Origin of the sequence: Acidovorax sp. T1 (assembly GCF_002176815.1) — a bacterium.
In the GTDB taxonomy this organism is placed as follows: Bacteria; Pseudomonadota; Gammaproteobacteria; order Burkholderiales; family Burkholderiaceae_C; genus Acidovorax.
This window is the reverse complement of the sequence record NZ_CP021648.1, coordinates 62,562-80,143: the sequence shown is the minus strand read 5'-3', so window position 1 is coordinate 80,143 and position 17,582 is coordinate 62,562. Positions and strand designations below refer to the sequence as shown.

General features: G+C 65.2%; 19 protein-coding genes and 1 pseudogene. 12 read left to right on the top strand and 8 right to left on the bottom strand.

The window, feature by feature from the left end; all coding sequences use genetic code 11:
* The first annotated feature begins 64 nt into the window (after positions 1-64).
* The 3 genes from CCX87_RS21030 to CCX87_RS00345 all read left to right on the top strand — a co-directional run bounded on the left by CCX87_RS21030 (position 65) and on the right by CCX87_RS00345 (position 3,190).
* The gene (locus CCX87_RS21030; RefSeq protein ID WP_198314739.1) at positions 65-211 is read left to right on the top strand and encodes a hypothetical protein; all 147 of its coding nucleotides are present in this window, start codon (positions 65-67) and stop codon (positions 209-211) included.
* A 75-nt stretch (positions 212-286) separates the two neighbouring features.
* Positions 287-991, top strand: a complete 705-nt coding sequence (gene queC, locus CCX87_RS00350; protein ID WP_087742936.1) for a 7-cyano-7-deazaguanine synthase QueC — start codon at positions 287-289, stop codon at positions 989-991.
* A gap of 300 nt (positions 992-1,291) precedes the next feature.
* Complete coding sequence (locus CCX87_RS00345; protein ID WP_087742935.1) at positions 1,292-3,190, top strand: phosphoenolpyruvate carboxykinase (GTP); 1,899 nt, start codon at positions 1,292-1,294, stop codon at positions 3,188-3,190.
* A gap of 248 nt (positions 3,191-3,438) precedes the next feature.
* On the opposite strand, the gene CCX87_RS00340 is transcribed toward CCX87_RS00345, so the two are convergent.
* The gene (locus CCX87_RS00340; RefSeq protein ID WP_087742934.1) at positions 3,439-3,873 is read right to left on the bottom strand and encodes a hypothetical protein; all 435 of its coding nucleotides are present in this window, start codon (positions 3,871-3,873) and stop codon (positions 3,439-3,441) included.
* Between the two features lie 127 nt (positions 3,874-4,000).
* Here CCX87_RS00340 and CCX87_RS00335 point away from each other — a divergent pair, with 127 nt between their 5' ends.
* The 3 genes from CCX87_RS00335 to CCX87_RS00325 all read left to right on the top strand — a co-directional run bounded on the left by CCX87_RS00335 (position 4,001) and on the right by CCX87_RS00325 (position 6,379).
* The gene (locus tag CCX87_RS00335) at positions 4,001-4,975 is read left to right on the top strand and encodes a LysR family transcriptional regulator (RefSeq protein ID WP_087742933.1); all 975 of its coding nucleotides are present in this window, start codon (positions 4,001-4,003) and stop codon (positions 4,973-4,975) included.
* Between the two features lie 26 nt (positions 4,976-5,001).
* On the top strand, positions 5,002-5,847 hold the full coding sequence (locus CCX87_RS00330) for a metallophosphoesterase (RefSeq protein WP_087742932.1): 846 nt from the start codon (positions 5,002-5,004) through the stop codon (positions 5,845-5,847).
* 109 nt (positions 5,848-5,956) lie between these two features.
* The gene (locus CCX87_RS00325) at positions 5,957-6,379 is read left to right on the top strand and encodes a universal stress protein (RefSeq protein ID WP_087742931.1); all 423 of its coding nucleotides are present in this window, start codon (positions 5,957-5,959) and stop codon (positions 6,377-6,379) included.
* Positions 6,380-6,455: 76 nt separating this feature from the next.
* On the opposite strand, the gene CCX87_RS00320 is transcribed toward CCX87_RS00325, so the two are convergent.
* Positions 6,456-7,070, bottom strand: a complete 615-nt coding sequence (locus CCX87_RS00320) for a TetR/AcrR family transcriptional regulator (protein WP_087742930.1) — start codon at positions 7,068-7,070, stop codon at positions 6,456-6,458.
* Between the two features lie 126 nt (positions 7,071-7,196).
* Entirely contained in the window at positions 7,197-8,108 is a 912-nt protein-coding gene (locus CCX87_RS00315; protein WP_087748092.1) for a LysR family transcriptional regulator ArgP, read from the bottom strand.
* A gap of 200 nt (positions 8,109-8,308) precedes the next feature.
* Here CCX87_RS00315 and CCX87_RS00310 point away from each other — a divergent pair, with 200 nt between their 5' ends.
* Complete coding sequence (locus tag CCX87_RS00310) at positions 8,309-9,646, top strand: D-amino acid dehydrogenase (RefSeq protein WP_087742929.1); 1,338 nt, start codon at positions 8,309-8,311, stop codon at positions 9,644-9,646.
* A 30-nt stretch (positions 9,647-9,676) separates the two neighbouring features.
* On the opposite strand, the gene CCX87_RS00305 is transcribed toward CCX87_RS00310, so the two are convergent.
* Positions 9,677-10,465, bottom strand: coding sequence for an alpha/beta fold hydrolase (locus tag CCX87_RS00305; RefSeq protein WP_087742928.1), 789 nt, complete (start codon positions 10,463-10,465; stop codon positions 9,677-9,679).
* A 113-nt stretch (positions 10,466-10,578) separates the two neighbouring features.
* Between CCX87_RS00305 and CCX87_RS00300 the strand changes: the two genes are divergently transcribed.
* Complete coding sequence (locus tag CCX87_RS00300; protein ID WP_087748091.1) at positions 10,579-11,100, top strand: flavin reductase family protein; 522 nt, start codon at positions 10,579-10,581, stop codon at positions 11,098-11,100.
* A gap of 17 nt (positions 11,101-11,117) precedes the next feature.
* Entirely contained in the window at positions 11,118-11,705 is a 588-nt protein-coding gene (locus CCX87_RS00295; RefSeq protein WP_086928537.1) for an MOSC domain-containing protein, read from the top strand.
* A 75-nt stretch (positions 11,706-11,780) separates the two neighbouring features.
* Here CCX87_RS00295 and minE read toward each other — a convergent pair whose 3' ends face one another.
* The 4 genes from minE to CCX87_RS00275 all read right to left on the bottom strand — a co-directional run bounded on the left by minE (position 11,781) and on the right by CCX87_RS00275 (position 14,679).
* Positions 11,781-12,047 (bottom strand): cell division topological specificity factor MinE, encoded by a 267-nt coding sequence (gene minE / locus CCX87_RS00290; RefSeq protein WP_086926180.1) that lies wholly within the window; start codon positions 12,045-12,047, stop codon positions 11,781-11,783.
* Between the two features lie 3 nt (positions 12,048-12,050).
* Positions 12,051-12,866 (bottom strand): septum site-determining protein MinD, encoded by an 816-nt coding sequence (gene minD / locus CCX87_RS00285; protein WP_087742927.1) that lies wholly within the window; start codon positions 12,864-12,866, stop codon positions 12,051-12,053.
* Positions 12,867-12,910: 44 nt separating this feature from the next.
* A complete protein-coding gene (gene minC, locus CCX87_RS00280) occupies positions 12,911-13,684 on the bottom strand; it encodes a septum site-determining protein MinC (RefSeq protein ID WP_087742926.1) in 774 nt (257 codons plus the stop codon).
* 125 nt (positions 13,685-13,809) lie between these two features.
* Positions 13,810-14,679, bottom strand: a complete 870-nt coding sequence (locus tag CCX87_RS00275; RefSeq protein WP_087748090.1) for an ion transporter — start codon at positions 14,677-14,679, stop codon at positions 13,810-13,812.
* A 379-nt stretch (positions 14,680-15,058) separates the two neighbouring features.
* Between CCX87_RS00275 and CCX87_RS00270 the strand changes: the two genes are divergently transcribed.
* The 3 genes and pseudogenes from CCX87_RS00270 (at position 15,059) to CCX87_RS21595 (ending at position 17,582) form a co-directional block, all read left to right on the top strand.
* Positions 15,059-15,790, top strand: a complete 732-nt coding sequence (locus tag CCX87_RS00270; protein WP_087742925.1) for a Crp/Fnr family transcriptional regulator — start codon at positions 15,059-15,061, stop codon at positions 15,788-15,790.
* A gap of 241 nt (positions 15,791-16,031) precedes the next feature.
* A pseudogene (locus tag CCX87_RS21600) lies at positions 16,032-16,799 on the top strand (PAS domain S-box protein); the annotation flags it as partial.
* Complete coding sequence (locus tag CCX87_RS21595; RefSeq protein ID WP_442857487.1) at positions 16,779-17,582, top strand: methyl-accepting chemotaxis protein; 804 nt, start codon at positions 16,779-16,781, stop codon at positions 17,580-17,582. The pseudogene CCX87_RS21600 and the gene CCX87_RS21595, both read left to right, overlap by 21 nt.

The window sequence follows — 17,582 nt, the reverse complement described above, 5'->3', positions numbered from 1 at the left end:
GTGCACCACCCTGCAGTGCAGCAGCTAGAATTGCGCCAGTTTCACGCCCTTTGGAGCCCTTGCCATGTCTGACCACACCACCTCGCACGCCCCCGAAGCGCACACCGCCGACGCCGTGGAAAACGTTGTCCCGCTGATTCCCGTGGTGCTGCCTGTGGTGGGTGCCATCATGATTTTTCTGCTGGCTTTCATTGCCGTGAACATGGCTTAAGGCGCGCACAGCCCACTGCACGAACCCCGCAGCGCGGGGTTTTTTTACGCCCACCCTTTCTGAAAGAAGCCGCCCATGCGATCCGGACACGCCCTCGTACTTTTCTCTGGCGGACAAGACTCCACCACCTGCCTGGCCTGGGCGCTGGAGCATTTCGAACATGTCGAGACCATCGGTTTCGACTATGGCCAGCGCCACCAGGTGGAGCTGCAGGCGCGCCAGGAAGTGCTGGCCGCCTTGCGCGCGGGCTTTGCGCAGTGGCGCGAACGGCTCGGCGAGGACCACATGATCGACCTGGCCGTGCTGGGCCAGATCAGCGACACGGCGCTGACGCGCGACACAGCCATTGTGATGACCGCCGCCGGCCTGCCTAACACCTTCGTGCCAGGGCGCAACCTGTTGTTCTTTCAGCTGGCGGCAGCCGTAGGCTACCGGCGCGGCTTGCACACGCTGGTGGGCGGCATGTGCGAGACCGATTTTTCGGGCTACCCCGATTGCCGCGATGACACCCTGAAGGCCCTGCAGGTGGCCGTGTCGCTGGGCATGGGGCAGCGTTTCACCTTCGAGACACCACTGATGTGGCTGGACAAGGCCGACACCTGGCAGCTGGCGCACACCCTGGGTGGCCAGGCCCTGGTGGACATCGTTCTGGAGCAATCCCACACCTGCTACAACGGCGTGCGCGATGCGCGCCACGCCTGGGGCTATGGCTGCGGCACCTGCCCGGCCTGCGCGCTGCGCAAGGCCGGGTATGAACGCTGGCAGGCGCCACAGGCCTGAATTCTTGGCCCGGGCGGGCATTCCGCCGGCATAACCCCATGCATCTTTTGCATGATTCTGACCCGTGACTGACAGACAAATCGGCGGCAGATTCATAAAATCGACATCCCAGCCGACCCGCGGAACTCGTGGCACCGCCTCCAGCGCGTGGGGCTGCACTGCGTGCCCGCCCGCCGACTGAGCACGAAAGCCGTTTTTTCAAAGGCAGCGCTCAGCATCCGCACCTGCGCCAGGCCTTGCCGTGACCCGCCCGGTCCGCTTCTTTTGAAAAAACTGTTTTTCAACTTAGGAAGCTTCCCGATGAACGCACCCACGATGCAGGGCCTGAATCTCAACGCCCCCGCTTACGTCAAAAACGCCCGCCTGCTGGCCTGGGTGGCCGACATGGCCGCCCTGTGCAAGCCCGACAGCATCTACTGGTGCGATGGCACGAAGGAAGAGTACGACCGCCTGTGCCAGCAGCTGGTGGATGCCGGCACCTTCAAGAAGCTCAACCCCGCCAAGCGGCCCGGCAGCTTCCTGGCCTGGTCCGACCCGTCGGACGTGGCGCGCGTGGAAGACCGCACCTACATCTGCTCGGAAAAGAAAGAAGACGCCGGCCCCACCAACAACTGGATGGCACCCGCCGACATGCGCGCCACCTTGCAACCCCTGTTTGACGGCTGCATGAAGGGCCGCACCATGTACGTGGTGCCGTTCAGCATGGGCCCGCTGGGCAGCCACATCGCCCACATCGGCGTGGAACTGACCGACAGCGCCTATGTGGCCGTGAACCAGCGCCTGATGACCCGCATGGGCAAGGCCGTGTACGACGTGCTGGGTGTGGAAGGCGAGTTCGTGCCTTGCATGCACACCGTGGGTGCGCCCCTGGCTGCTGGCGAAAAAGACACCACCAGCTGGCCCTGCAACCCCAAGGTCAAGTACATCGTGCACTACCCCGAAACGCGCGAAATCTGGTCGTATGGCTCGGGCTACGGCGGTAACGCGCTGCTGGGCAAGAAGTGCCTGGCGCTGCGCATTGCCTCGACCATGGGCCGCGCGGCCGCGCAGGGGCCCTCCGGTAGCCCGGGTTGGCTGGCCGAGCACATGCTGATCCTGGGCGTGACCAACCCGCAGGGCAAGAAGTACCACGTCGCGGCTGCCTTCCCCAGCGCCTGCGGCAAGACCAATTTCTCGATGCTGGTGCCACCCGAGGCCGGTTTTGCCGGCTGGAAGGTCACCACGATTGGCGACGACATCGCCTGGATCAAGCCGCATGCCGACGGCAAGATGTACGCCATCAACCCCGAGGCGGGTTACTTTGGCGTGGCCCCCGGCACCAACATGCACACCAACCCCAACTGCATGCGCAGCCTGGACAAGAACGTCATCTTCACCAACGTGGCCCTGACGGACGACGGCGACGTGTGGTGGGAAGGCATGGAGAAAGACGGCGGCGGCATCCCCGCCCACCTGATCGACTGGCAGGGCAAGGACTGGACCCCCGAAATCGCCAAACAGACCGGCGCCAAGGCCGCCCACCCCAATTCGCGGTTCACAGTGGCCGCCACCAACAACCCGGCACTCGACCCCCAGTGGGACGATGCCAATGGAGTGGCGATTGATGCCTTCATCTTCGGCGGCCGCCGCTCGACCACCGTGCCGCTGGTGACCGAAGCCCGCACCTGGACCGAAGGCGTGTACATGGCCGCCACCATGGGCTCCGAGACCACTGCCGCCGCCTTTGGCGCCCAGGGCGTGGTGCGCCGCGACCCGTTCGCCATGCTGCCGTTTTGCGGCTACAACATGAGCGACTACTTCCAGCACTGGCTCAACATGGAGGGCAAGATTGCCGCCACCGGCAAGGCGCTGCCCAAGGTCTTCTGCGTGAACTGGTTCCGCAAGGATGAAGCGGGCAAGTTCGTCTGGCCCGGCTATGGCGACAATATGCGCGTGCTCAAGTGGATGATCGACCGCATCGAAGGCCAGGCCCAGGGCCAGGACACGATGTTCGGCATCGCGCCGCAATACGCCGAGATCAACTGGACGGGCCTCGACTTCACCGCCCAGCAGTTCCAGACCGTGACCCACATCGACAAGGCAGCCTGGGTGGAAGAGCTCAAGCTGCACGATGCCCATTTCGAGCAGCTGGCTTATCACCTGCCCAAGGAACTGCTGGAAACCCGCGCCGCGATTGAAAAGCGCCTCGCAGCGATCTGACGCCAGCGCACCAGACCTCGGACCTGATTACGGCACAGGAGCGCTCGGGCTCCTGGTAGCCACTCTTGGGGATTCGAGAAATGCGCTTGAGCCGCCCCGCCCCACCCCGGGCCAGGCGGCTTTTGCATGCGCCTACGGCTTCGGCGCAGGCGGAACGCCCATGAAAAAAGCCGTGGGCAATGCCACGGCTTTTATGGTTGCGCGACCCGGCAATACCGGGCGCATTCAGACCAAAGGCAGTGCTTGATTTACTTGCGCAAGTCCTGCGTGGCGGCGGCGCTCATGGCGCGACTCAGGTCAGCCATCATGCGGGCGTCTTCCAAGGCGACTTTCCAGGTGCGCTGGTCTTCAGTGGCTTGGCGGCGGCTTTGCGCCCAGGCCTTGTAGCCGGTGCGCATCGCCACGGATGCGCGGCGGGCTGGCGTGGCGAGCAAGGCGATGGCCGCAAATGCCACCACCCACAACATCATCCAAGCGGCCAGCAGGTGGCCATCACCCCAGGTGTCGATCACCTGGTTGGCCACCACGAGCAGCGCAGCAACCACCGCGGCCAGCATCAAGGAGGCAGCGCCCCGCGCACCATCAAAACCTGCGGCAATATTCTGCAGCGCCGCGATGGCGTTTTCAGCCCGGACCACGCCGGGGTGTTCCGTGGGGTAGTTCACGTGTGCGTAACTGGTCATTTTGAGATCCTTTTTCCAGCGCTCTGGTCAGAATAGCCAGGCGATGAGTGATATTAGGGTTTACCCTTTATCGATTCAAGTTTATATTATGAATTCCAATCATTCATATTGGTGATATATCGATTCCATGGCCCCCGTGAACTTCCGCTCTCTCGACCTGAATCTGTTGCGCGTCTTTGACGAGGTGATGGCCGAGCGCAGCCTGACGCGAGCGGCGCACAAGCTGTCACTCACGCAACCGGCTGTCAGCAATGCGCTGCGGCGCCTGCGCGATGTGCTTGGCGACGACCTGGTGGTGCGCAGCGGCCACGGGGTCGAGCCCACCCACCGTGCGCTAGCGCTGTGGCCCCCGGTGCGCGAAGCGCTGGCGCAATTGCAGGAGTCGCTAGCGCCCGGCGTGTTCGAGCCGGCCACGGCCACATCCACTTTTGTGCTGGCCATGGCCGATGCCACTGCCGCTACGCTGGTGCCCGGGCTGGTCGAAATCATGGAGCGCGAGGCGCCCGGCATTTCGGTGCGGGTACTGCCACTCACCACTCGCGACCCCCGCCGTCTTCTCGAAGAAGAATCCGCCGACATGGCCGTGGGCTACTTTCCTGCCGTGCTGGCCGACCTGACGGCACGGGCGCAGTCGGGGAGCGTGATCGCCTTTGACAGCCGCCGCATCTACGACGGCGAATATGTTTGCGTGATGCGCCAGGGCCATCCTCTGGCGGGGGAACCGCTGACGCTGGACCAGTTTTGCCTCGCCCGCCATATGCTGGTGAGCTTTTCGGGGCGCCCGTTTGGTTTCATCGACGAAGCTCTGGCGTCTCTGGGGCGCGAGCGGCGCGTGGTGCTCACGGTCAACCAGTTTTTCACTGCGGGGCGGGTGGTGGCCAGTTCCGATCTGCTCACCGTGCTGCCGCGCCACTTTGTGCCTGTCACCGGCATCGCCGAAGCCCTGGTGCTGCGCACCTTGCCCCTGGATGTGCCGGCGGTGCATGTGGATGCGCTGTGGCGCCGGCGCGGCCCGCAGCAGGCAGCCATCAACTGGTTGCTGCTGGCGCTGGCACGCGCCGCGCGGCGCACCTTTCCCCAAGAACGCGCCACGACTCAATAGTTGGACGCCCCGTAGACTGCCCCGCCATGAAGATACAGCTGCTGTCCGACCTGCACCTTGAGGCGCATCCCCATTTCACGCCCGAGCCTGCCGCGGCAGCGAATGTGCTGGTGCTGGCCGGCGACATCGGCTCGTACCAGGCGGGCGGGCAACTCACCGACCAGGCCTTTGGCCTGGAACGCTTTTCCCCCTTGCCGCAGTTTGCCGGCTGGCCCATGCCCGTGCTGTTCGTACCCGGAAACCACGAATACGACGCGCAGGATTTCGACGCGGCCCACCACCGGCTGCGCACGGTCTGTGACCAACTGGGCATCGCCTGGCTGGAACGCGAGAGCCTGGTGCTCGACGGCGTGCGCTTTGTCGGCACCACGCTGTGGAGCGACTTTGATGCCCTGGCCGACCACGAAGGCAGCACCGACCTCACGCGGCGCCTCAAGTTGCGTGACAAGGCATTCCGGGCCGCCAACTTCTACCTGCGCAAGACGGGCGGAACGCGCCACGGCGAGCCCTTTCTGGCAGAGCCTGTGCGCGCGCAGGCCTTGCTGTGCCAGCAATGGTTGCGTGACGCACTGGCCAGGCCCCACAGCGGGCCCACGGTAGCCGTCACCCATTTCGCGCCCAGCTTGCGCAGTGCCGATCCGCGTTATGGACTGGTGCCCGGCACGGCCGGTTTTTGCAACGTCCTGGACGATCTGCTGCCGCTGGCCCAGCTGTGGCTGCACGGCCACCTGCATGCACCCAGCGACTACATGGCGTCGGGCACCGACGGGCAGGGCGCGCCCTGGCAATGCCGCGTGGTGGCCAATCCGCTCGGCTATGCACGCAAGGGGGAACAGGCAATGTTCCAGGCGCAGTACTGCATTTCCGTATGATGGGCACAGGTCTGACAACCTATCCGAGCGCACGAGAAAGCCTGTCATAGGTCAAGACAACAACAACGCGCGCAGATTAGCCTGATCCACTCATTCTGGAGAACACACCATGAACATCCTGCTTGCTGTCGATGGCAGCGCCTACACCAAGAAAATGCTCGCCTACCTTGCCACCCATGAAGAGTTGCTGGGTGGCACCCACGAATACACCGTGCTCACCGTGCAAATGCCCCTGCCGGCACGCGCACGCGCTGCGCTGGGCAAGGAAATGGTGGACACCTACCACGCCGAAGAATCCGAGAAGATTCTCGCGCCGGTATGCAAATTCCTGGCGCGCCATGGCGTGCAGCCCAAGCGCAATGTCAAGGTGGGCCCAGTGGGTGAAACCATTGCCAAGGTGGCCGACACGGGCAAGTTTGACCTGCTGGTGATGGGCTCGCATGGCCACGGCGCCATCGCCACGCTGGTCATGGGATCGGTCACCACCCAGGTGCTGGCCCACAGCAAGGTGCCGCTGCTGATCGTGCGCTGAGGCGGCAGCGCAAGCACCCAAGCCCTGCCCTGGCAGGGTTTTTTTCGTGGAAAGGCTGCGGGCTGCGCGCCGCTAGCTAGCGCGCCGCCAGTCCGTCAAAACAGGTGCGCACCACCAAGTCCACGATTTCTGCGTCCGAATACTGGCCGCCCTCCTTGAGGAAGCCCACCACGGGATCGCAGGCGCGAGCAAACAGGGTGTACAGCACCACCAGCGGCGGCAATGCGGGGTTGATGACGCCTTGCGCCTGCGCTTCGGTGATCCATTGGCCGATCTGGTCGCTGACCGTGACCAGCCCGTCCAGGTAGTGCTTGTTGGCCATGAGCACCGCCCGCAGGCTCGAATTGCGGCTGGGCAGCAGCGGCATTTCGTTGGAGATCAGCTTCTCCAGCGACCAGCGCACCAGATCGCGCAGCTTGTCCTGCGGCGGCATGTCGGCGGGCAGGGTGTCCAGATAGGCGCGCACACGGCCCAGGATCTGGACCATGGCAGCACAGCACAGATCTTCCTTGCTGGCGAAGTGCTTGTAAAGGCTGGCCTTGGCGATACCCACGGCGTTGGCGACATCGTCCATCGTCATCGCGTCGAAGGACTTTTCGCCCAGCAGGCGGCAGGTGGACTGCAGGATGGCGTCTTCGCGCGCCAGGTGCATTTGTTCCTTGAAGGAAACCTTGGGTTTCGGCATTTGCATGGCGGCATCTTATACGCCATGGTTCCAAAACAACTTTATCAGTTGCGCTGCAGCCATGCCGTTCATTTTTCGATCAACACTGGCCGGCAAACGATGCCCCGCGCGGGCAAAGCGCCCCGCCAAGGCTCAGGGAACCAGTGCTTCGGCTGCGGCGCCTTTCAGGGCCGCCGTCAAGGCGTCGAGCAGCTCCGACTCCAGGTTCCAGCAATGCCAATACAGCTGGATGGGCAAGGCCCGGCCCGGGGCCACGTCCACCATCGAGCCATCTGCCAGCGCGCCGCGTGCCAGCAACTCAGGCACCACGCCCACTGCCCAGCCCGCAGCCACGGCCCGCATCTGCCCTTCGGCGCTGGGCACGAAAAGGTGGTTGAGCGCCACCCGCTGGAGGCCGAACGCGCGCGCCACGAACTCGGCCGCCATGTCGTCCTTGCGGTTGAACGACAGAAAGGAGACGTCGCGAAAATTGTGCGGCGTCAGCCCCTGCGGCAAATGCTGCTGCGCAAACGCAGCCGAGGCCACCGCCACATAGGGCATTGCCCCCAGCGGCACCATCTTGCAGCCGCGCAACGCCTGCTTGAGCGTGGTGACACAGCCCAGCACCTGGCCTGAGCGCAGCCATTCCTGGGTGAAGTCCTGATCGTCCACGATGATTTCCAGCGGCAGGCGCTGGCGCACCAGATCGTGCAGCGCCCCCATCACCCAAGTGGCAATGCTGTCGGCGTTGATGGCAATCGAAATGCGCTCGTCGTCGCGCGTGCCGCCCGGTGCGCTGGGGGCCAGCTCCTGCAGGTCCCGCTCCAGGTCGGCCCGCAGCAGGCGCATCTGTTTGGTGTGTTTGAGCAGCAACTGCCCCGCCGAGGTAGGCCGCAACGGCCGGCTGCGCACGATGAGCACCGAGCCCACCTGCGCCTCCAGCGCCCGCAGGCGCTGCGACACCGCCGACTGCGTGACATTCAGGCGCTGGGCGGCGCGCTCGAAACCGCCCTCTTCCACAATGGCGGCAAGGCATTCCAGGGCGGCCGGATCGTAGGTGCTCATGGTCTTCATCTCAGGCAAAAAAATGGGAGAAAATCCGCAGCGCGCATCTATTAGATGCGCTGATGTTTTTGGAGCAAGCTTAAGTTTGCTTTTAGAGTAAGGCAATGTCGCGCACACTGCATGAGAGTGGCCTGCCACAAGGTGGCCAGGCTGTTGCCCGGCTTGCGCAGGCACGTAAAAATTCACAACACGCTCCGTCTATGAAAACCATTGTTCTGGGCGCCGGCATCATTGGCATCAGCACCGCCTGGCATCTGCTGGAGCGCGGACATGACGTGGTCGTGGTCGACCGCCAGCCCGATGCGGCGCTGGAGACCAGTTTCGCCAACGCGGCGCAGATCTCGGTGAGCTACTGCGAGCCCTGGGCCAACCGTGCAGCGCCGTGGAAGGCGCTCAAGTGGATGTTCGACAAAGAGGCACCGCTGCTGCTGCGCCCCCAGCTGGACTGGGAGCAATGGCGCTGGTGCCTGAAGTTTCTGGCGCAGTGCAACGACACCGCGTTCGAGCGCAACGTGCAACAGATCGTGGCGCTGGGTGCCTACAGCCATGCGGCCCTGAAAGACGTGGTGCGCACCACCGGCATCGAATACCACCGCATTGAACGCGGCATTGCGCATTTCTACACCGACCAGAAATCACTGGACGACGCGGGCCACGCGGTCGCGCTGATGCGCAAGCACGGTGTGCAGCGCCGTCTGGTCAGCCGCGACGAGCTGCTGCAGATCGAGCCGGCCTTCAAGGCCTATGGCGACCACATCACCGGCGGCACCTACACCAGCACCGACGAAAGCGGCGACGCCCGCGTTTTCACGCAACAGCTGGCCCGCCGCTGCGCCGAGCGCGGCGCGCAGTTTCTCTATGGCCACGATGTGCTGCGCCTGAACAAGATTGGCAATGCTATTGATTCAGTAGCTGTCATCGCACGCCAATCGGGCGCTGGTGGCAAAAAAGACTTCATATTGAAGGGCGACGCCATCGTGGTGGCTTGCGGCTCCTACAGCGCGCCGCTGCTGCGCACCGTGGGCGTGGATCTGCCCATCTACCCTGGCAAGGGCTACAGCGCCACCTTCCCGCTGCTGCGGCCCGAGGGCGCGCCCATGGTCTCGACCATCGACGACGGCAAGAAAATCGCCATGAGCCGACTGGGCGATGTGTTGCGCGTGGCCGGCACCATCGAGCTGGGCGGGTTCGATCTGTCGCTGGACAGCCCCCTGGCCAGGGCGCGCTGCCACATGCTGTCGCGCCGCATCGAGGAAACCCTGCCCGGCGTGTGCGACACCCGCACGCCCGAGCAAGGTGGCGACCCGCAATACTGGACCGGCCTGCGCCCGGCCACGCCCACCAACATCCCGTTCATCGGCCGCACGCGCGTGGGCAAACTGTGGGTGAATGCCGGCCATGGCACGCTGGGCTGGACCCATGGCGCCGGCTCGGGCAAAGCCCTGGCCGAGCTGATCAGTGGCACACAACCCGCAATGCACTTCGGCTTTCTGGGCGCCGAATCGGTGCCGACCCGGCGCACCATCGCCGCCGCCTGAGCGCGTGTTCCCGGCCTGAAGCCGCCCCGCTCAGTGCAGCTGGCGCTGCTGGGCCAGAAAGGCCAGCAACGCAGCGTCAAATCCGTCCGGGTCTTCCAGTTGCGGCCAGTGGCCGACATGCGCCAGGCTCTGGTGGCGCGCATCGGGCAGCACCTCGGCCAGGGCCTGCAGCGCGGCCGGTGGCGTGCAGGGGTCCATGGCGCCGCCCAGCAGCAAGGTGGGCATGGCAAGGCGCCTGAACGCCGTAGCGTCGCGGTCGAACACTGCCAGCAGCTCCAATGCCCGCCGGTAGGTCGCCGGATAGACCTGCGACAAGGCATGGCCCGCCAGCCGCACGCCTTCGGGCAAGGCGCCGCTGCCGATGAAGCGGGGCACGAGGGCCTGGGCCAGCCGGTCCATGGACTGGCCGCCCTCCACCGCCTGCAGCGCCTGCAGGCGGGGGCTGACCCAGTCCTGGCTGGCCTGGGCATCGAGCCCCGGGCCGCCCGCACACAGCACCAGCCGCCGCACCAGCGCGGGCTGGCGCAACGCCACCTCTGCCGCCAGCATGGCACCCAGCCCATGGCCCACCAGCGTGACCGGCCCGCATCGCAGCGCAGCCACCAACGCCAGGCAGCTTTGCGCCAGGCCCTTGAAGGTGTAGGGTTCGATGGGTGCGCTGTGGCCATAACCCGGCATGTTCCACGCCACGGCGCGGTAGCCAGCGCTGGCCAGCCGCTCGACCTGGGGCGCAAACGTGAGGTGGCCGCCATCGGCATCGTGCAGCATGAGCACGGTGGGGCCTGCGCCCAGGGTGATGTAGGTGGGTAAGAGTGCCATGCAGTGTTCCGAGGAAGGGGCCCATACCGGCTGGATACGCCCCACGCCTGTGCGGTTACGGGCGCCACACCATAATAGCCTTCCCCATTCCCACGGCTTTGCGCCCCGCTTTTGTGAACAGCTCCCTGCACCGACCCGCCCTGGCCCGCCCGCCGAGTTTTTCCGCGCGCGAGTTTCGCGATGCGCTGGGCATGTTCGCCACGGGGGTGACCATCGTGACGGCCTGCAATGCAGCGGGCGAGCTCATCGGGCTCACCGCCAACTCGTTCAATTCGGTGTCGCTGGAGCCACCGCTGGTGCTGTGGAGCCTGTCGCGCGCGGCCGCCTCGATGCCGGCCTTTGCCAACGGCTCCCACTACGCCATCAACGTGCTGGCCGCCGACCAGAAGGCCCTGGCCGAGCGCTTTGCCGCCCGCGGGATCGACCGCTTTGCCGGCGTGGAGCACCACCCCGGCATCAGCGGCGCGCCGTTGCTGGCGGGCGCTGCGGCCACGTTCGAGTGCTTCAACCGCAGCCGCTACGACGAAGGCGACCATGTGATCTTTGTCGGCGAGGTCGAGCGCTGCCAGCACCAGGACGGCATGTCGCCCCTGCTGTACCACGGCGGGCGCTTCTACACCGAGCACCCGCTCTAATCGAACCCGTGCAATTCATGGCCGCGAAATTGCAACTGCACAGCGTGAATGTAGGAACGGCCCAGCCCGTGCGCATCGGCGAGCGCAAGATCCTCACCGCCATCGGCAAATCATCCACACTCGGCCCCGTTGCCGTGGGCCGGCTGGGCCTGGCTGGCGACGAGCAGGCCGACCTGAGCGTGCACGGCGGCCTCGACAAGGCGGTGTATGCCTACCCGGCGGTGCACTACGCCTTCTGGCAGACCCAGCGGCGCGAGCGCGGGGTGAGTTTGTTCGACGAACCCCTGCCGCCCGGCTTCCTGGGCGAAAACCTCACGGTCGAGGGCCTGCTGGAACACGAGGTCTATGTGGGCGACCGCCTGCACTTTCCCGACTGCGTGCTGCGCGTGACCGCGCCCCGCGAGCCTTGCTACAAATTCAATGCCGTGATGGGTTTTGCGCAGGCGGGGCGCGCCATGGCGATCGCCGGGTGCTGCGGCTACTACCTGGCGGTGGAGCAGCCGGGCAGCATTGCCGCAGGCCAGACAGCCACCCTGGTGCCGGGGCAGCGTGGCCTGAGTATCGCCCAGGCGTTCGCCGGGAAGTTTGCGAAGCACGCGCGCTGAGATGCGCGGTTACTTCACTTTTGATAGCTGCAAGCGCTTATTCACAGGGCGCTAGCGCCCTGTTTCATCTAAAAATCAGCGTGCCGCCTCGGGCAGCTCGATCTTGACTTCCAGCACTTCCAGGTTGTCCTGGCGCTCCAGGTGCACCTTGAGGTCGTCCGGGTTGATCTTGACGTATTTCGAGATCACTGCCACCAGCTCGCGCTGCAGCGCAGGCAAGTAGTCGGGCTCGGCGGCGTTGCGGCCGCTGCGTTCGTGCGCCAGGATGATCTGCAGGCGCTCCTTGGCGACGCTGGCGGTCTTCTTTTTTTCGCCCAGCAGGAAGGACAGGAATGACGCCATGGCTTATTTGCTCCCGAACAGGCGTTTGAAGAAGCCGGGCTTCTCGGCTTCGATGAAGCGCAGGGGCTTGTCCTCGCCCAGGAAGCGGTCGATCACGTCCTTGTAGGCCTCGGACACATCGCTGCCCTGGGCGTGGATGGCGGGGGAACCCTGGTTGGAGGACTGCAGCACCACTTCCGACTCCGGAATCACGCCGATCAGCTTGATGCGCAGGATGTCCTGGATGTCCTCCAGGCTCAGCATCTGGCCGTCCTGTACGCGGCTGGGGTTGTAGCGCGTGATGAGCAGATGCTCCTTGATGGGCTCGCCGCCTTCAATCGCGCGGCGGGTCTTGCTGCCCAGCATGCCCAGGATGCGGTCGGAGTCGCGCACCGAAGAAACCTCGGGGTTGGTCACCAGCAGCGCCTCGTCGGCAAAGTGCATGGCCATCAGCGCGCCGCTTTCGATGCCGGCAGGCGAGTCGCAAATGATGTATTCAAAGCCCATGCCGGCAAGGTCGGTCAGGATCTTCTCGACGCCGTCCTGCGTGAGCGCATCCTTGTCGCGCGTCTGGCTGGCGGCCAGCACGAACAGGTTGTCGCACTGCTTGTCCTTGATGAGGGCCTGGTTCAGGTTGGCCTCGCCCTGGATCACGTTGATGAGGTCATACACCACGCGGCGCTCGCAGCCCATGATGAGGTCGAGGTTGCGCAGGCCGACGTCAAAGTCGATCACGGCAGTCTTGTGGCCGCGCAGGGCGAGGCCGGTGGCAAAGCTGGCACTGGTGGTGGTCTTGCCCACGCCACCCTTGCCTGAGGTCACGACGACGATTTTGGCCATGTGTGCTGATTCTCTGTGGGAGTTGATACGAATGAAAACGGGGCTCAGGCAAGCGGCTCGATGATGAGCTTCTCGCCTTCGAGCCGCACCTGGGCCGGCTTGCCGCGCACGTCGGCGGGCAATTCGGTTTCGGTGGTGCGGTAGATGCCCGCGATGGAAACCAGTTGCGGCTCCAGGCAGGTGGAAAAGATGCGCGCCTCGGTGTTGCCGCGTGCGCCAGCAATGGCACGGCCGCGCAGCGGTGCATAGACGTGGATGTTGCCGTCGGCAATCACCTCGGCGCCAAAGCTCACCACGGCCATCACCACCAGGTCGGCACCGCGCGCATAGACCTGCTGGCCCGAGCGCAGGGGTTTGTCGACCACCACGGTGCCGGGGCCGGGCGTGGGCACCTGCACCGGGACTTCGCGCACCACCTCGACCTCGTGCACCACCTCGCGGACGACCTCGCGCACCTCGCGGGTGGGCGCTTCGGCGCGGGCGGGCGGGGCATCGGGTGCTGCGGCCAGGCCCAGGGCGCGCGCCGCCGCCATCTGGGTGGCACTGCCGCCGCGCACGGCCACCGGCAGGGTGCTGTGGCGGCGCAGCGCGCCCGTGATGGCGGCAAAGTCGATGGGCTCGGGCGCCTCGCGCACGGGGGCCAGGTCGATCAGCACGGGGTCGTTGTCGAAAAAGCCCGGGTCGTCGGCCACGCGCTCGGCCAGGTCGGCGGCAAACTGCGCGGCGTCGGTGGTCTTGAGCACCACCGCCACCACCGGCAGCGAGGCGCTTTTGAGATCAAAGCTGGTGCGGGCTTGCGCCGCCGTGTCAAAGGCCATGGATGGATTGCAGGGATGAAGAGCACGCCACCCGGCGCCGGGCAGGCGCGCCGCTGGTGGGGCCAAAAGGGCAAAGTGTACTGTGCAGCACCCCGCGAAAGCGTAACGCTCCGTGCCTGAACGGATCAATGGCGGGGTTCGTGCTGCCAGTGCGGCAGGCGGGCGCCGCAGTGCATGCAGAACAGCGCCTCGGGCAGGTGGCCTTCGGTCAGGCATTCGTGGCAAGTGCGGGTGGTGGGCGCAGGGGTTGCAGACAGGCGCTGCGAAGTCATCTCGGCCGTCACGATGCCCGTGGGTACGGCCAGGGTGCCCCAGCCCAGCAGCATCATGACCGAAGCGATGAAGCGCCCCAGGTCGGTTTTGGGGGTGATGTCGCCAAAGCCCACCGTGGTCATGGTGGTGATGGCCCAGTACACCGCGGTGGGAATGGTGGAAAACCCGTTGGCCGGCCCCTCGACCACGTACATCAGCGTGCCCATGACCAGCACGATCATCAGCACGCCGGTGATGAACACGATGATCTTTCGGGCGCTGGCCTGCAGGGCCCGGCCCAGGCCCCGGTATTCGGCCAGATACGAAGTGAGCTTGAACACCCGGAAGACGCGCAGCAGGCGCAACACGCGCACATCGATCAGCGCGTGCGCGCCCGGGAACAGCAGGGCCAGGTAGGTGGGCAGCATGGCCAGCAGGTCCACCACGCCGAAAAAGCTGGTGGCATAGCGCAGCGGCCGCCGGGTGCAGGCCAGGCGGGCGATGTATTCGAGCGTGAACAGCGCAGTGAAGCCCCACTCGGCCCAGGTGAACTGCCGCTGCCAGCGCTGGTGCAGCGCGGGCACGCTGTCGGCCACCACCACGGCAATGCTCAGCAGGATCGCGACGATCAGCGTGACATCAAACAGGCGACCGGCGCGGGTGTCGGCCTCGAAGATGGTGGTGTACAGGCGCAGACGCCAGCCCTGCAGCGGGATATCGGGATTGGGGGAGACCTGGGGCATGGGAATGCGGTGCATCGGTTGGGTAATAAGCGGGCGTGACGGCTGCCACTGTAGTGCGTTGCCTGTGAGGGGCCTATGCCCCCCAACCGCGTTCCAGGCCTTTCCGAAAGCAGAGTGCAGCCATCGCATCCACCCGTGCATCGGCGCCCAGGCGCTCTTGTGTGTCAAACAGTTACCATCGTGTTACAAACCTCCGTCGAACACCATTTGCAGCCACGATTCCTGAGGTTTCGCCGAAGGTGCTGACGAGAGTTCGCGTTATTTGTAGACAAACGAATCATTCGCCCCATCCAATGCACGACGGCTTGCGCTTTGCCGGACCCATGTACACGCCCACCGCCCACTTGCCGATACCCAGCCCCATCCGTCTGGGCCAACCATGACCGCCCTCTCCACAGATGCGAAAGTTGCCGCCGCGCTGGCGCCCCGTCACTGTCGGCACTGCTCAACGCAGCAGTCGTGCCCGGTGGCCCGCATCCGGTGCGATCAACTGGCCGAACTTCCGATCAGGGAACACAGCTTTCGCGCGGGCGATGTGCTGGAAACACAAGGATCGACCTCCACCGCCATCCGCATCATCAAATCGGGCGCCACCATGCTGCGCCGGGAGTCACGCTACGGCGAAAGCCAGGCGATCGGCATGTTCGGGCGCGGCACGGTGATAAGCAGCTTTGGGCTTCTGGGCAGGGCGAATCCGGTCACGCAAATCGGCATCCTCGAAGGTCGCTATTGCGAGCTGTCTGCCGCTGCATTGCAGCGCAGTGGGCTGCTGGACGACCCGGCTTTTCTGGGCCACATGTCCGATGCAATGGCGCATGCGATCGAGAGCCATTGCAACTGGTACCAACTGACCCGTGGCGACGGCGTGGCGCGCCAACTGATGGGGGCCCTGCTGCATCTGAGCGAGCTGCAGGGCAGCCTGCGTGTGCGCCTGCCGACCCAGACCACCCTGGCCGAACTGCTGGGCACCACACGCGAGTCGATCACCCGGGCCTTTGCCCGGCTTGAGCGGGATGGAGACCTGGGCCGCTGCGGCCGCTATTACTGCGAGCTCAATGTGCCCAAACTGCTGCTGCGCACCAAGACTCCGGGTTCCCCACCGCTGCAATAAGCCACCGGGCACATTCCGCCACGCGGGCGCCTTGCGCGCCAGCCTGGCTCATGTCGCTTTTTCCGCACAGCACAGACGTTGCGCAGTGACATTGATCACATCAGATGCGGGTTCCGGGCAAACCAGGTGAATGCCCGCTATCGCTCGACATGGAAACTTCCCAGAATAAATTTTCCACTGCACCGGGTTGAAGGCCGGTGGTTTTTCCAATCGCCCCGAACGTTCACCCCAGCTCTCCCCCATGAAAAACAACGGCCCCGTCACGCAGCGCGAATACCCGGTAGGCGAGCACGAGACTTTGCTGTCTGCCACCGATCTCAAGGGGCGCATCACCTATGCCAACGATGCCTTCATCGCCTGCAGCGGCTTTGAGCGCGACGAGTTGTATGGCAAGGCCCACAACCTGGTGCGGCACCCCGACATGCCGCCCGCAGCGTTCGATGACATGTGGTGCACCATCCAGAGCGGTCGCACCTGGACGGCATTGGTCAAAAACCGCCGCAAGGATGGCGACCACTACTGGGTGCGCGCCAACGCCGCACCCATCCGCCAACAGGGTGAAGTGACAGGCTACCTGTCGGTGCGCATCCGGCCCGAAAGCAACAGCGTGGCCGCGCACGAAGAGGTCTACCGCGAAATCCGCACAGGCAGCCAAAAGCTCGGCCTGCTGCGCGGGCAGGTGGTGCGCAAGAGCCTGATGGGCTGGTATTCGCGCTGGCGCTTCGTGTCGCTGGCCACGCGCATGCGCCTGGGGCTGGTGGCCTTGTGGCTGGCGGGCGCTGCCGGCATGGGGTCGGCGGGTGGCCCGCAGACATCGCAATGGCCTGCGCTGGCCAGCTGGACGCTGGCCATGCTGCTCAGCGGCTGGTGGCTGCGCACAGCGGTGCACGGGCCGCTGCAACAGCTCATGGTGCAAGCGCAGGCGGTGGCCAGCGGCCAGCGCGCCGCGCCCTTGTTCCTGAACCGCTGCGACGAGATCGGCATATTGATGCGCGGCATCGAGCAGGCATCGCTCAACTTGGTCTCGCTGGTGGGTGACATCCAGGGCAAGGTGGAGCGTGTGCGCAGCAGTGCATACGACCTGCAGCAAGGCAATGAAAAACTGGCCCAGCGCACCCACGAGGCCGCCGCCAGTGTCGAAGAAACCGCCGCCGCCAACGAACAGCTGGCCACCACCATCGGCAGCAACAGCGAGACCGCCGCACAGGCCGCGCAGATGGCTGCGCAGGCGGTGCGGGTGGCGTCGCAAAGCGCAGCCATGGTGGCGCAGGCCCAGGAGAACATGCGCGGCGTCTCGGCATCAAGCCAGAAGGTGGCCGACATCACCAGCGTGATCGACTCCATTGCGTTCCAGACCAACATCCTCGCGCTCAACGCTGCGGTCGAGGCGGCCCGCGCGGGCGAGCACGGCAAGGGCTTTGCGGTAGTGGCCTCGGAAGTGCGCGCACTGTCGATCAAGAGCGCGAACGCCGCCAAGGAGATCAAGCACCTCATCGACGCATCGACCGCGCAGGTGGATGCGGGCAACCGCACCGTGGCCTCGGCCGGCAAAACGCTGACCGAAGCCGTTCAGGTCGTTGAGCGCGTGGCCACCATGATGGAAGACATTCGCCTGGCCAGCCAGGAGCAGGCACATGGCGTGGCCCAGATCAACCAGGCGCTTGCGCAACTGGAACAGATGACCCAGCTCAATGCGGTGCAGGTGCAGCACAACACCGAACTGAACCAGGTGCTGGGCGAGCAGGCGCAGCGCCTTGACGAGGCCGCGTCGGTGTTCCGGCAAGGGGCGTGA